Consider the following 14,446-nt stretch of genomic DNA (forward strand, 5'->3'; position numbering starts at 1 on the left):
GCCGACCTGTTCGAGGTGCCCTGATGTCCAAGCACGTCGCCGTCCTGCTGGGCGGCACCTCCGCCGAGCGCGAAGTCTCGCTCAATTCCGGCCGCGCCTGCGCCGAAGCCCTCGAGGGGGAGGGCTACCGCGTCACCCAGGTCGATGTGGGGCCCGACATCGCCTCCGTGCTGACGGCGCTCAGGCCGGACGTGGCCTTCAACGCGCTCCACGGCCCGGATGGCGAGGACGGTACGATCCAGGGTCTCCTGGAGATCCTGAAGATTCCCTACAGCCATTCCGGCGTCCTCGCCTCGGCGCTCGCCATGAACAAGGAGCAGGCCAAGACCGTCATGCGCGCCGCGGGCGTCGACGTGCCGGAGGGCCGCATCGTTAACCGTCTCGAGGCCGCCCGGACGCACCCGCTGCCGCCACCCTACGTGGTGAAGCCCAACGCGGAAGGCTCATCGATGGGCGTGATCATCGTGCGCGACGGGCGCTCGCACCCGCTCCAGATCCTCGCCTCCGACGAATGGACCTTCGGCGAGCAAGTCCTTGTCGAACCTTACATAGCTGGCCGCGAACTCACCTGCGGGGTGATGGGCGACCGGGCGCTGGGCGTCATCGAGGTGAAGGCCGCCAACGGCGATTGGTACGACTACGACGCGAAATACGCCCCGGGGGGCTCGGTGCACGTGCTGCCGGCCGAACTTAAACCAAATGTTTACCAGCGTGTCCAAGAACTGTCGTTAACGGCGCATCAAGCACTGGGCTGCCGGGGCGTCAGCCGTGCCGACCTTCGATTCGACGACACGCCGGGTGGAACCGGCCGACTCGTCGTCCTCGAGGTCAACACGCAACCCGGCATGACCCAGACGAGCCTTGTGCCGGAGATGGCGGCCCATGCGGGCCTGAGTTTCGGTGGGCTCGTCCGATGGATAGTGGAGGACGCTTCTCTGAATCGCTGAGCGGCGGTGACGCCGCCGGTCGGAGCCGCCCCGCGCGCCTCGCCGGCGCCGTGCTGGGCCGGCTCACCGGTCGCCGCGCGCGGTCGTTCTCGGTCCGCCGGGCCCGGTCCGGCCAGCATCTGCATCAGCGCCTTCCGCGCGGCGTCGGCGTGGTCGGCGTCTCGCTGTCCCTCGCCGCCGCGGCGCTCGCCGGCTTCGTGGCGAGCGGGCGCTACGACGCCTTCGTGGCCGAGCAGGGCCGCCCCCTCGACATCGCCGCGCGGATCGCCGGCTTCGGCGTGGAGCGCGTCACGATCTCGGGCATCTCCCGGATGTACGAGCGCGAAGTGCTGGCCGCCGCCGGCATCGACTGGCGCACCTCGGTCCCGTTCCTCGACGTCGCCGACGTGCGCGAGAAGCTGCTACGCGTTCCGCTGATCGCCCAGGCTTCGGTCCGCAAGATCTACCCCAACGAGATCGCCATCACGCAGGTGGAGCGCGAGCCTGCCGCCCTCTGGCAGAAGAACGGCGAACTCAGCGTCATCGCGGCCGACGGAACCGTGATCGACGCCATGCGGGACGACCGCTACGCCAGCCTGCCCCTGGTGGTCGGCGAGGACGCCAACACCAAGCTTCCGGAATACCTCGCCCTCGTCGCCGCCGCCGGGCCGCTGGCCGAGCGGATCAAGGCCGGGACCTACGTCTCGGGCCGGCGCTGGACGATCAAGCTCGACGGCGTCGACGTGCGCCTGCCGGAGATCGATCCGGCCGCCGCCCTCGCGCGCCTCGTCCGGTTCGAGCGCGAGGCCGGCCTGCTCGAGAAGGACATCATCGCGGTGGACCTGCGCATGCGGGACCGCGTGGTGGTGCGCCTCACCGAAGAAGCGGCGGCCGCCCGCGCGGAAGCCCAGAAGGCGAAGAAGAAGGGCACGGCCAGCTGATGTCCTTCCCGTCGACCTCCGCCCGTCCCGCACCCCGCGTCCGGTAGCGTCAATGCACAGCCAACACGGCCTCACGCCGCGCCTGAAGCCGCTCTCCGCCCGACGCTCGACCACCCTGTCGGTGCTCGACATCGGCACGAGCAAGGTGGTCTGCCTCATCGCCGAGCTGCAGCCCGCGGAGGCGCTGACCACGCTGCGCGGTCGGACGCACCTCGCGCGCATCATCGGCATCGGCCATCAGCGCTCCCTGGGGCTGAAGGGCGGCGCCATCGTCGACCTCGCCGCCGCCGAGGGTGCGATCCGCCAAGCGGTCCACGCCGCCGAGCGGATGGCCAAGGTCGAGGTCCAGTCCGTCATCGTCAACATGTCGGGCGGCCGGCTCGCCTCCCAGCACTTCCAGGCGCGGGTGAACGTCCGCTCCGGCACCGTCACGGGGTGCGACGTGGAGCGGGTGCTGGAGACGGCGAGCGCCCACGGGGTCAGCCCAGGTCGCGCGGTGCTGCACGCGCTGCCGACCGGCTACGCCCTGGACGGGCAGGGCGCGGTGATCGACCCGTCGGGGATGATCGGCGAGGCGCTGAGCGTCGACCTCCACGTCGTCACGAGCGAGCTGGCGGCCGCCCGCAACGTCATGCTGGCGGTGGAGCACTGCCACCTCGGGGTCGAGGCGGTGATCGCCACGCCCTACGCGTCCGGTCTCTCGGCGCTCGTCGACGACGAGGCCGAGATGGGCGTCTGCGTGGTCGACATGGGCGGCGGCACGACCAGCGTCGGCGTGTTCTCGGGCGGCCACCTCGTCCACGTGGACGCGCTGGCGGTGGGCGGACATCACGTCACCATGGACATCGCCCGCGGCCTCTCCACCCGCATGGCGGCGGCCGAGCGGCTGAAGACGCTCTACGGTTCGGCCCTCTCCACTCCCTCGGACGACCGCGACATGATCGCCGTGCACGGGGTCGGCGAGGATGAGGGCGAGGCCCCGGCGCATATCCCGCGCTCGCAGCTCGTGCGGATCATCAAGCCGCGGGTCGAGGAGGTGGTCGAGCTGGTGCGCGACCGCCTGCGGGATGCGGGCTTCGCCGCCCAGGCCGGGCGGCGCGTGGTCCTCACGGGCGGCGCCAGCCAGCTCGTCGGGCTCCCGGAGGTCGCCCGGCGCGTCCTCCAGGGTCAAGTGCGGATCGGACGGCCGCTCGGGATCCGCGGCCTGCCCGAGGCCGCCAAGGGACCGGCCTTCTCGGCCGCGGTCGGCCTGCTGGTCTACCCGCAGGTGGCCCACGCCGAGCACTTCGAGCCGCGGGGGCACGGCGCCTTCGCGGCGACCGGGACCGGCGGCTACATCTCGCAGGTTGGCCGCTGGCTGCGGGACAGCTTCTGAGGTTTCGCATCCGCCCCCGGGCGGGTGCGTCGAGAGATCATCCGGCGCTCCGGCGTCGCACGGAAAGCAGAGTAAGCGAGAGGCTCGACACCATGGCCATTACCCTCCAGGCGCCGGACATCCGGGAACTCAAGCCCCGCATCACCGTCTTCGGCGTCGGCGGCGCCGGCGGAAACGCCGTCAACAACATGATCGAGTCGGGCCTGCTGGGCTGCGAATTCGTCGTGGCCAACACCGACGCGCAGGCGCTCACCTCCTCCAAGGCCGAGCGCGTGATCCAGATGGGCCTGGGCGTGACCCAGGGTCTGGGCGCCGGCTCGCACCCGGAGGTCGGCTCCGCGGCCGCCGACGAGGTGATCGACGAGATCCGTGACCAGCTCTCGGGCGCCCACATGTGCTTCATCACCGCCGGCATGGGCGGCGGCACCGGGACCGGCGCGGCTCCGGTCATCGCCCGCGCCGCCCGCGACATGGGCATCCTGACGGTCGGCGTGGTGACCAAGCCGTTCCAGTTCGAGGGCGTGCGCCGGATGCGCACCGCCGAATTCGGCATCCAGGAGTTGCAGGCGTCGGTCGACACCCTGATCGTGATCCCGAACCAGAACCTGTTCCGGGTCGCCAACGAGAAGACCACCTTCGCGGACGCCTTCGCGATGGCCGACCAGGTGCTCTACTCGGGCGTCGCCTGCATCACCGACCTGATGGTGAAGGAGGGTCTCATCAACCTCGACTTCGCCGACGTGCGGGCGATCATGCGCGGCATGGGCAAGGCCATGATGGGCACCGGCGAGGCGTCGGGCGAGAAGCGCGCCAACCGCGCCGCCGAGGCCGCCATCGCCAACCCGCTCCTCGACGACGTCTCGATGAAGGGCGCCCGCGGCCTGCTGATCTCGATCACGGGCGGCTCGGACCTGACCCTGTACGAGCTCGACGAGGCCGCCACCCGCATCCGCGAGGAGGTCGACCAGGACGCCAACATCATCCTGGGCGCCACCTTCGACGAGAGCCTGGACGGCATCATCCGCGTGTCGGTGGTCGCCACCGGCATCGAGCCGGCCCTGATCTCGGCGCATTCGCCGAACAACCCGGCCATCGCCGAGACCGAGCAGCGCATCGCGGAAGTTGCCGAGCGCCTGCGCGCGGAGGCCCGCGTTCGCGCCTCCGCGCAGCAGGTGCCGAGCATCCGCACCGAGGCGGCCGCCCCGGTCCAGGCCCCGGCGCCGATGTCCGCCGCGCCGCAGCCGAGCCCGGAGATGCGTCCAGAGCCGCGGGCCTCCCACTTCGAGGCCCCGGCGCCGATGACCCGCGACGACGTCGTCCTGGCCCCCGTCCAGCCGCGCGCCGCCGCACCGTTCGTTCCGGCCCCCGCGCCTCAGCCGGCCGAGTCCGCGCCGTCGCTCCCGGCCGGCCCGTTCGTCCCGCCGCGCCCGGCAGCCCCCACGGGGACGCCGCTCGCCCGCGCCCCGCGGATGCCGCAGATCCACGAGCTGCCGCCGATCGCCCAGAACCAGATCATGGCGAGCCGCGCCGCCGAGGATCCCGCTCCGGAATCCAAGCGCACCTCGCTGCTGCGGCGGCTGGCGACCCTGGGATCCGGCGGTCGTCGTGACGAGCCCGAGCACGCCGCCCTCCCGACCCGGTCCGCCCCGTCGCTGGCATCCCAGCCGCAGATGGCGCAGCCCCAGGTTCCGCAGGCGCCCCGCGCTCCCGCGCCTGCGCCGGTACCTCAGTACCGCCCCGCCCAGGGCAGCCTCGACGCCCAGGGCCGGGTCGCGCCGCAGTCCCGGATGATGGACGACGACCAGCTGGAGATCCCGGCCTTCCTGCGCCGCCAGGCGAACTGAGGGCCTCAAGCCCCTGACGCGATCCGGGAGTCGGCGGGAACCGCCGGCTCCCGTGCTGCGTCGCAGCAACTTTGGGTTGCCTGACGTCCCGGGGGCCTGTGGATCGGATGCCGCGTCCGCGGCGCCGCGCCTGTGCTCCTGATGCATCCGCGCCACAGAATCACCGCCTGTTAGCCACGCATTAACCAACCTTTAAGCCTCTGGTGGATCAAGGTTTTACAGCGGACCGAGCGCAAGCGTGTCTGTAACACAGCGTAAGAATCCGTGATTTGGCTGCCCTGTGCGGTGCAGCTATAGAAGCGTCAAGACCGTAGAGACACGCATCAGAACACAACCTGATAGCGTGGGCAGGGGCATCAAGCAGCGGACGGATCAGCCAGTTTCCTCGCCGTCCCCGTCGGGATGGTGGGACCTGATCGCGGCCTGGGGCTAAGGAATGCGAACGCACAAACAGACGACCCTCAAAGGGCCGGCGACTCTCTCGGGCATCGGGGTTCATTCCGGTAACCCCGCCGAGATCACCATCCGACCGGCTCCCGCCAATCACGGCATCGCCTTTCTTCGAACCGGCACCACCCACGGCAATGACCGCCTGATCAAGGCGCATCACGCCCTCGTCTCCGCCACCGAACTCTGCACGGTCCTCGGCGACGTCGAGACCGGCGCGGTCGCCACCGTCGAGCACCTGATGTCGGCGCTCTACGGGCTGGGGGTCGACAACGCGCTCATCGAGATCGACGGGCCCGAGATGCCGATCCTCGACGGATCCGCGCTCCTGTTCGTCCAGGCCATCGACAAGGTCGGCATCGCAACCTGCGACACGCCCCGGCGCTGGCTCAAGGTTCTGCGCCACGTCCGCATCGAGACCGGCCGGTCCTTCGCGGAACTCCGCCCGATCGACCGGGGCTTCCGCCTCGACGTCGAGATCGACTTCGACAGCCCGGTGATCGGCCGCTCGCGCAAGGCGATGGATCTGTCGCCCGCCTCTTACCGCCGCGAGATCGCGGGCGCCCGCACCTTCGGGATGATGCGGGACGTGGAGCGCTACTGGAAGGCGGGCTTCGCCCTGGGTGCCTCCCTGGAGAACACCGTCGCGGTCGGTGAGAGTGCGGTGGTCAACCCCGAGGGCCTGCGCTTCCCCGACGAGTTCGTCCGGCACAAGATCCTCGACGCGATCGGCGACCTCGCCCTGGCGGGCCTGCCGCTGCAGGGCGCCTACCGCTCCTATTGCGGGGGCCACCGGATGAACGTCGGCGTGCTCTCGGCCCTCTTCTCCGACCGCGCCAACTACGCGATCGTGGAGGCGCAGGGCTCCCGGCGCGAGACGGTGCTCTCCGAGCTCGGTGTCGGCCTGGGCCTCGCCGCCTTCGCGGGCGACCTCTGAACCGTCCCTGTGGCCCGCGGGACACAGCGGGCAACCGATCCTGATCGCCGCAGCCTTGCCGCTTTCGTGCCCGAATCGACCGGCACGGTTTAACGGTCCGTGAACGGGAGCACGGCCCGGCTGGGTCGGATCCAACTCACGCGATGGCACGACGGCGCGAGACGGCGCCGGTTCCGGGAAAGAGCGCCAGATGCCTGTCACCATTCGTCATCGCCGGGCGGCGGCCCTCGTGGCGCCCCTCGTGGCCGTCCTCGGCCTGGGCCTCGGCGGCTGCGACCTCGACCCGACCAATCTCTTCGCCGAGAAGTACAAGCCCGAGATCGTGCCGGATGTCCCGGCCGACAAGCTCTACAGCGATGGCTTGGCCAAGCTCGAGGACAGCGACTACGAGGGCGCCGTCAAGAAGTTCGATAGCCTCGACAAGCAGTACCAGTATTCCGACTGGTCGCGGAAGGCGCTGTTGATGACGGCCTACGCGAACTACGAGGGCCAGAAGTACGACGACGCGATCAGCGCCTCGAAGCGCTACCTGCAGCGGCACCCCGCCAGCAAGGACGCTGCCTACGCGCAGTACCTGATGGCCATGTCGAACTACAAGCAGATCCCGGACGTCACCCGCGACCAGGAGCGCTCCGAGAAGGCGCTGGCCGCCCTGCAGGAGCTGGTCCAGAAATATCCGACCTCGGAATACGCGGCGGACGCGAAGGCGAAGATCCAGATCACCCGCGACCAGCTCGCCGGCAAGGAGATGGAGGTCGGTCGCTTCTACCTGGAGAAGCGCAACTTCCCGGCCGCGATCAATCGGTTCCGCGACGTGGTCTCCCGGTATCAGACCACCCGTCACGCCGAGGAGGCCCTGGAGCGCCTGACCGAGGCCTATTGGGCGCTCGGCATCACCCAGGAGGCGCAGAACGCCGCCGCGGTGCTGGGGCACAATTTCCCCGAGAGCCCCTGGTACAAGGACGCGCACGCGCTCCTGGCGCAGAACGGCCTCGAGCCCCGCGAGGAGAAGTCGTCCTTCCTCTCCAAGATCTACCGCACGGTCACGGGCAAGACCGCCTCGGCCGAGTGACGGGCCGGGCCGGCGACGGCCCGCACCGCCGCGCTTCAGGGCCCGGAGCAACCGCTCCGGGCCCTTGCCTTTGCGGGCACCGGCCGGCGATGGGCCCGTCCCGGAGGAAAGTTCCGGCTCTCGCGACGCGGACCACCGGGGCACCGCGCGCATGACGGGCCGGTGCGACGCATTTTTGGGGTGAATCCGCGCCGCAGCGGCCTTATGTCTGCGGTCCCATCCAGAGGAATCCCCGCCGCCGCATGCTGGCGCAGCTCGCGATCCGCGACATCGTTCTGATCGACAGGCTCGAACTGAATTTCCGGACAGGACTGAGCGTCCTGACCGGGGAGACCGGTGCGGGCAAATCGATCCTGCTCGATGCCTTCGCCCTGGCGCTCGGCGGGCGCGGCGACGGCCGTCTGGTGCGCCATGGCGAAGCCCAGGGCGTCGTCACGGCGGTGTTCGACCTGGCGCTCGACCATCCGGCGCGCCGGATCGCCGCCGAGGCCGAGATCGACACCGAGGGCGAGCTGATCCTGCGCCGGGCGCAGATGGCGGATGGCCGTACCCGTGCCTTCGTCAACGACCAGCCCGTGGGCGTGCAGGTTCTCCGGGCGATCGGCGCGGCACTTGTGGAGATCCACGGGCAGCACGACGACCGGGCGCTCGCCGATCCGGCCTCGCACCGGGCGATCCTCGACGCGTTCGGCGGTCTCCAGGGACCGCTCGCCAAGGTCGGCGCGGCGGCCCGGTCGGTCCGCACGGCCCGCAGCGAACTCTCGGAGCACCGGGCCCGCGTGGACGCGGCCCGCAAGGAGGCCGACTTTCTGCGCCACGCCGTCGAGGAACTGGCCGCGCTCGCGCCGCTGCCGGGGGAGGAGGCCCAGCTCGCCGAGCGCCGCAGCGTCATGCAGCAATCCGAGAAGGTGGCGCGGGAACTCAACGAGGCGCTGGATGCCGTGGGCGGTCCGCATTCCGGCGTCCCCCACATCTCGGCCGCCCTGCGCAAGCTGGAACGGCGGGCCGCACAGCTCCCGGCCCTGGTCGATCCCTGCGTGAACGCCCTGGACGCCGCCATCGTCGCCCTCGATGAGGCCCGCGCGGTGCTGGACGCGGCCGTGGCCGAGACGGAGTTCGATCCCCGGGACCTCGAGCGGGTGGAGGAGCGGCTGTTCGCCCTGCGGGCCGCGTCGCGCAAATACGATGTCGCGGCCGACGACCTGGCCGCCCTCGCCGAGCGCTACGCGGCCGACGTTGCGGCGATCGATGCCGGCGAGGCGGCCCTGGCCGGACTCGAACAGGCGCAGGCGCAGGCCGAATCCGCCTACGCGGAGGCGGCCGAAAAGCTCAGTGCCGGCCGGCGCCGGGCCGCCAAGCAGCTCGATGCCGCCGTGAAGGCCGAGCTGCCGCCGCTGAAGCTGGAGCGGGCGCGGTTCATCACGGAGATCGCCACCGACCCGGATTCCCGTGATCCGGCCGGCACCGATCGGGTGGAGTTCTGGGCCCAGACCAACCCCGGGACCAAGGCGGGGCCGATGATGAAGGTCGCCTCGGGCGGCGAGCTGTCGCGCTTCATGCTGGCCCTCAAGGTGGTCCTGGCCGACAAAGGTTCGGCGCCCACCCTGATCTTCGACGAGATCGACACCGGCGTCGGCGGCGCCGTGGCGGACGCCATCGGCCTGCGCCTGGCGCGGCTCGCGGCCACCGTGCAGGTGGTCGCGGTGACCCACGCGCCGCAGGTCGCCGCCCGCGCCGACACCCATTTCCTCATCGCGAAGGCGCCGGTGAAGGGCGCCGGCCGCGTCGCGACCCGGGTGTCCAGCCTTCCGGTGGCGGAGCGCCGGGAGGAGATCGCCCGGATGCTGGCGGGTGCCACGGTCACCGACGAGGCGCGCGCGGCCGCGGCCCGCCTTCTTCAGGGCGCCGACGCTTAAGGATACGACAACCTTAACCGATGGTTGAACGTAACCTTTTATTAACCATTCCCCGTGACAGTGGTGGAATCCCGGTGCCGCAGCACGATGAGGCGGTTGATGGGCGGGGAGAAGCCATGAAGCTGACAGTCGTCGAGTCGGACAGGCCCCTGCAGGCGGTGCAACCGCTGAAGCAGGCGATCGACACGCATCGGCTCGGGCTCACGCTGCGCACCGTCTACGAGGGCAGCGTCGACACGCAGCCGATCACCGACACGCAGGTCGAGCTGCTTCTGCGCCTGCGCCAGAAGGAGCGGGAGCTGCGCCGGGCCGGTTAGACCCGGTTCCGCGACGGGACGCAGCCGACTGCCGCAGCGATGCCGGTCGGCCGACACCCGTGCGAGCGGTCCGCAGGGGATCAGCGGCGCCGCGCCCTCCACCCGCAACCCGACCAAAAATGCTGCGCCCCGCCCGCCGCGGCGGGCGTCAGCGCGTCGAAGCATCGTCCGCGGATCAGCGCCGCCCTCTAGGATGATCTCGAGGACGATCCGGCGCTACCAGCGGCGCGCCCCCGGGCGGCGGCGGTACTCGGCGGCCCGAATCAGCGTCAGGACCCGGTCGAGGCTGACGAGCAGTGCAGCCTCCTCGCGCCGCGCCTCGGCGGCCGTGTTCGGGTCCGAGCTGAATTTCTGGCGCGCCTGCGCCAGCGTCAGGGCGCGCTCAACTTCCTCCCGCTCGGCGTGCAGCGCCAGCCAGGAGGGATCGGCATCCAGCGCTGTCTCGACCACGTCGCCGCCCACCCTTGCCGCATCCGTTCGTGCTGCTGCGGGTATTGAACGCGCGAAACCCCTGAACCGTGCCGTGCATCCGCGCGGGATGATGTCATGCCGGTGTCATCTCCCTGTCGTAACCGCCCCGGCATCGGGCGGCCGGCGCCAAGCCTCTTTCGAAGATGTCCCTTCGGAAGATCGGCCGCACAGCTCAGCCGCGGGCATGGGCTTGCCGGCGGGGCGGCGCCGGCTGTCGCCCGACGGCAACGGAGATTTCCTTGAGACCCTTCGCTTACGCGCTCGCCGTCGGCCTCGCGACGGTTCAGATGGCGTCCGCGGCGCTCGCCGCCGACATCACCGGCGCCGGGGCCACGTTCCCGTTCCCGGTCTATTCGAAGTGGGCCGAAGCCTACCGCAAGGAGACGGGCTCCGGTCTCAATTACCAGTCGATCGGTTCCGGCGGCGGGATCAAGCAGATCCAGGCCCGGACGGTCGACTTCGGCGCCACCGACGCGCCTCTGAAGGCCGAGCAGCTCGCCAAGGACGGGCTCGTCCAGTTCCCCACCGTCATGGGCGGCGTCGTGCCGGTGGTGAACATCCCCGGCATCGAGCCCGGCAAGCTCAAGCTCACCGGTGAGGTCCTCGCCGAGATCTACGCCGGCAAGATCGCGAAGTGGACCGATCCGCGGATCGCCAAGCTCAACGACGGTCTCAAGCTGCCCGAATCGAACATCACGCCGGTCTACCGCTCGGATGCCTCGGGCACGACCAACATCTTCACCACCTACCTCTCCCAGGCCTCCGAGACCTGGAAGAAGGAGTACGGCGCGGCCACCACCATCTCCTGGCCGGTCGGGCAGGGCGGCAAGGGCAATGAGGGCGTGACCGCCACCGTGAAGCAGGTGCCGAACAGCATCGGCTACGTCGAGTCGGCCTACGCCAAGCAGAACAGGCTCGCCTACGCGCTGCTGCAGAACAAGGCCGGCAAGTTCCCGCAGCCCGACGACAAGGCGTTCCAGGCCGCGGCGGCCAGCGCCGACTGGAAGGCGGCCCCCGGCTTCGGCATCTCGCTCACCAACCAGCCGGGCGACGACGCGTGGCCGATCACGGCGGCGACCTTCATCCTCGTCCACAAGGATCCGGCCGATCCCGCCAAGGTGGCCGACGTGTTCAAGTTCTTCGACTGGGCCTACAAGACGGGCGACAAGCTGGCCTCCGACCTCGACTATGTTCCGCTGCCCGACAACGTCGTGGCGCTGATCCACGAGGAGTGGAAGTCCGTGAAGGGCAAGGACGGCAAGCCCGTCTTCAACATGTGAGCGCGGCGGGGAGGGGGTCTCGACCTCCTCCCTCGCTTCTCGAACTGCGCCGCGCTACCACGCCCCCCTTCGCAGAGAACCGCGGATGTCCGCTTTGACAGAGACGATCGCCCTCGGCCGACCCCGCGCTGCCGCCGCGCGAAGGGGACCGAGCCGGAACCTCGACACCCTGTTCCGGGCCGGCGCGTACGGCGCGGCGCTCCTCGTTCTGATCGTCCTCGCCGGCATCCTCGGCTCGATCCTCTACGGCGGCTGGCCCGCCTTCCGCGAGTTCGGCTTCGGCTTCCTGACCTCCAGCGCCTGGAACGTCGGGACCGAGCAGTACGGCGCCCTCGTGGCGGTGATCGGCACCGTCGCGTCGGCCTTCCTGGCCCTGCTCATCGGCGTCCCGGTCTCCCTGGGGATCGCGATCTTCCTGACGCAGCTCTGCCCCGGCTGGGCGCGCAGGCCGGTCGCCATGACGATCGAGCTGCTCGCCGCCGTGCCGAGCATCATCTACGGGATGTGGGGCCTGTTCGTGTTCGCGCCGCTCTTCGCTCGCTTCGTCCAGATCCCGGTCTCGAACGTGGTGGAGGGCCTGCCGATCGTCGGCACCCTGTTCTACGCCCGGGTCCCGTCGGGCGTCGGCGTGCTGACCGCCGGCATCATCCTGGCGATCATGATCGTGCCGTTCATCGCGTCGATCGCCCGCGACATGCTCGAGCAGATCCCCACCGTCCTGCGCGAGAGCGCCTACGGGATCGGCTGCACCACCTGGGAGGTCGTGCGCCACGTGCTCGTGCCACAGGCCGCCGTCTCGATCATCGGGGCGATCATGCTGGGCCTCGGGCGCGCGCTCGGCGAGACGATGGCGGTGACCTTCGTGGTCGGCAACGCCAACCGCCTGTCGGCCTCGATCTTCGACCCCAGCTCCACCATCGCGTCGCGGATCGCCAACGAGTTCAACGAGGCGGACGGCCTTCAGCTCAACGCGCTGATGGCCCTCGGCTGCATCCTGTTCGTGATCACCTTCGTGGTGCTCATCATCGCCCGCCTGCTGACGCGCCGCGTCAAGGCCGCCTGAGGAGCCCGAACGATGGACGCGTCCAGCACGATCCCCTCCACCCGGTCCACCGCGCCGCGGCGCGGCCGGGTCCGCCCCGGCCGGCGCATCGCCGACCGGTCCCTGCGCGTCGCCTGCGCCAGCGCCACCTTCGTCGGCGCCCTGGTGCTGGGCTCGATTCTGGTGATGCTGATCGTCGAGGGCGTGCGCGGCTTCACGCCGGCGCTGTTCGCCAATCCGACCCCCGGCCCAGGCTCCGAGGGGGGCGGCATCGCCAACGCGATCCTGGGCAGCCTCGTGCTGACCGGCATCGGCATCGTGATCGCCACGCCGGTCGGCGTGATGGCGGGGACGTTCCTCGCGGAGTACGGCCGCGGCTCGAAGCTGGCGGCGCTCATCCGCTTCCTCAACGACATCCTGCTGTCGGCGCCCTCCATCCTGATCGGCCTGTTCGTCTACACCCTGATGGTGCGGCCGATGGGGACGTATTCGGGCTGGGCCGGCGGCGTGGCGCTGGCGATCATCGCCGTGCCGGTGATCGTGCGCACCACCGAGGACATGCTGCGCCTCGTGCCGGGGACCCTCCGGGAAGCCGGCGCGGCGCTGGGCGCCCCGCCCTCGAAGGTGATCATGAGCGTGACGTGGCGCGCCGCCTCGGCCGGCATCGTGACCGGAATCATCCTGGCGCTGGCGCGCATCGCGGGCGAGACGGCGCCGCTCCTGTTCACGGCGCTCAACAACAATTCCTGGTTCTCGCCCGACCTGATGGGCGGCGTCGCGAACCTGCCGGTGATGATCTACCAGTTCGCGCTGTCACCCTATCCGAACTGGCAAGGCCTGGCCTGGGCCGGGGCGCTGCTGATCACCGGCTCGATCCTGGCGCTGTCGATCGTCGCCCGCTTCGTGATCAAGCCGCAGACCGCGCGCTGAGCCCCCCCTTCGAGGATACGACGATGAACGCCGCCTCCGCGATCCCCACGGTCGAGCTGAACCGGAACCGCGCCGAAGAGAGCCGCCCGGTGCGGATCGCCGTGAAGGACCTGAACTTCTACTACGGCAGCTTCCACGGCCTGAAGGACGTCTCGATCAACTTCAACGACCGGCAGGTCACGGCGCTGATCGGCCCCTCCGGCTGCGGGAAATCCACGCTGCTGCGCTGCTTCAACCGGATCTACAGCCTCTATCCGGAACAGCGGGCCGAGGGCGAGATCCTGCTGGACGGCGAGAACATCCTGGCCTCGTCCGTCGACCTGAACGATCTGCGCTCGCGCATCGGCATGGTGTTCCAGAAGCCGACGCCGTTCCCGATGTCGATCTACGACAACGTCGCCTTCGGCCTGCGCCTCTACGAGAAGCTCCCGAAGGCCGAGCTCGACGTGCGGGTGGAGGAATCCCTGCGCAAGGCCGCCCTCTGGGACGAGGTGAAGGACAAGCTCCGGCAGGCGGGGACCGGCCTCTCGGGCGGCCAGCAGCAGCGCCTGTGCATCGCCCGCACGGTGGCGCAGCGGCCGGAGGTCATCCTGTTCGACGAGCCGACCTCGGCGCTCGACCCGATCTCCACGGGCCGCATCGAGGAGCTGATCGAGCAGCTGCGCGACGAGTTCACCATCGTGATCGTCACCCACAACATGCAGCAGGCGGCGCGGATCTCGCAGTTCACCGCGTTCATGTATCTCGGTCAGCTCGTGGAGTTCGGTCCGACCAACCGGATGTTCATGAATCCGGCGGAGCGGCGCACGCAGGACTACATCACCGGGCGGTTCGGCTGATACGAGCCGGACGCTCCGCCGAACCATACCGGCATTCGCCGCCGCGGCGGCGGGGCGGCGGATCCCCGCCAGACCCCGCGGATCGCGATCCGCGGGCCCTTATCGAAGG

13 protein-coding genes are annotated in these 14,446 nt (G+C 70.2%); 12 read left to right on the forward strand and 1 reads right to left on the reverse strand.

Annotated features, from left to right (window positions below):
• The first annotated feature begins 23 nt into the window (after positions 1 to 23).
• The 8 genes from MKK82_RS13735 to MKK82_RS13770 all read left to right on the forward strand — a co-directional run bounded on the left by MKK82_RS13735 (position 24) and on the right by MKK82_RS13770 (position 9,775).
• On the forward strand, positions 24 to 947 hold the full coding sequence (locus MKK82_RS13735; RefSeq protein ID WP_243986063.1) for a D-alanine--D-alanine ligase: 924 nt from the start codon (positions 24 to 26) through the stop codon (positions 945 to 947).
• A complete protein-coding gene (locus MKK82_RS13740) occupies positions 914 to 1,867 on the forward strand; it encodes a cell division protein FtsQ/DivIB (protein WP_238287643.1) in 954 nt (317 codons plus the stop codon). The genes MKK82_RS13735 and MKK82_RS13740 overlap by 34 nt, the downstream gene beginning before the upstream one ends.
• A 52-nt stretch (positions 1,868 to 1,919) precedes the next feature.
• The gene (gene ftsA, locus MKK82_RS13745) at positions 1,920 to 3,242 is read left to right on the forward strand and encodes a cell division protein FtsA (RefSeq protein WP_243986065.1); all 1,323 of its coding nucleotides are present in this window, start codon (positions 1,920 to 1,922) and stop codon (positions 3,240 to 3,242) included.
• Positions 3,243 to 3,334: 92 nt separating this feature from the next.
• A complete protein-coding gene (gene ftsZ, locus MKK82_RS13750) occupies positions 3,335 to 5,086 on the forward strand; it encodes a cell division protein FtsZ (RefSeq protein ID WP_238287641.1) in 1,752 nt (583 codons plus the stop codon).
• A gap of 436 nt (positions 5,087 to 5,522) precedes the next feature.
• Entirely contained in the window at positions 5,523 to 6,470 is a 948-nt protein-coding gene (lpxC, locus tag MKK82_RS13755; protein WP_238287640.1) for a UDP-3-O-acyl-N-acetylglucosamine deacetylase, read from the forward strand.
• A 190-nt stretch (positions 6,471 to 6,660) separates the two neighbouring features.
• Positions 6,661 to 7,542: an outer membrane protein assembly factor BamD gene (locus MKK82_RS13760; protein ID WP_238287639.1), complete on the forward strand. Its 882-nt coding sequence runs from the start codon at positions 6,661 to 6,663 to the stop codon at positions 7,540 to 7,542.
• Between the two features lie 242 nt (positions 7,543 to 7,784).
• Positions 7,785 to 9,458 carry a DNA repair protein RecN gene (gene recN, locus MKK82_RS13765; protein ID WP_238287637.1) on the forward strand — a complete coding sequence of 558 codons (1,674 nt, stop codon included), beginning with the start codon at positions 7,785 to 7,787 and terminating at the stop codon, positions 9,456 to 9,458.
• Between the two features lie 116 nt (positions 9,459 to 9,574).
• Positions 9,575 to 9,775: a hypothetical protein gene (locus MKK82_RS13770; protein ID WP_238287636.1), complete on the forward strand. Its 201-nt coding sequence runs from the start codon at positions 9,575 to 9,577 to the stop codon at positions 9,773 to 9,775.
• Positions 9,776 to 9,991: 216 nt separating this feature from the next.
• On the opposite strand, the gene MKK82_RS13775 is transcribed toward MKK82_RS13770, so the two are convergent.
• A complete protein-coding gene (locus MKK82_RS13775) occupies positions 9,992 to 10,237 on the reverse strand; it encodes a hypothetical protein (protein WP_238287634.1) in 246 nt (81 codons plus the stop codon).
• Positions 10,238 to 10,485: 248 nt separating this feature from the next.
• On the opposite strand from MKK82_RS13775, the gene pstS reads away from it, so the two are divergent.
• From pstS to pstB, 4 genes are all read left to right on the forward strand, one after another.
• Entirely contained in the window at positions 10,486 to 11,526 is a 1,041-nt protein-coding gene (gene pstS / locus MKK82_RS13780) for a phosphate ABC transporter substrate-binding protein PstS (RefSeq protein WP_238287633.1), read from the forward strand.
• An 85-nt stretch (positions 11,527 to 11,611) separates the two neighbouring features.
• Entirely contained in the window at positions 11,612 to 12,589 is a 978-nt protein-coding gene (gene pstC, locus MKK82_RS13785; protein ID WP_238287631.1) for a phosphate ABC transporter permease subunit PstC, read from the forward strand.
• A gap of 12 nt (positions 12,590 to 12,601) precedes the next feature.
• Positions 12,602 to 13,498 (forward strand): phosphate ABC transporter permease PstA, encoded by an 897-nt coding sequence (pstA, locus tag MKK82_RS13790; protein WP_238287630.1) that lies wholly within the window; start codon positions 12,602 to 12,604, stop codon positions 13,496 to 13,498.
• Positions 13,499 to 13,521: 23 nt separating this feature from the next.
• Positions 13,522 to 14,337, forward strand: a complete 816-nt coding sequence (gene pstB / locus MKK82_RS13795) for a phosphate ABC transporter ATP-binding protein PstB (protein WP_238287628.1) — start codon at positions 13,522 to 13,524, stop codon at positions 14,335 to 14,337.
• The last annotated feature ends 109 nt before the right edge of the window (positions 14,338 to 14,446 follow it).

Source organism: Methylobacterium sp. E-046, assembly GCF_022829625.1.
GTDB classification, from domain to species: domain Bacteria; phylum Pseudomonadota; class Alphaproteobacteria; order Rhizobiales; family Beijerinckiaceae; genus Methylobacterium; species Methylobacterium longum.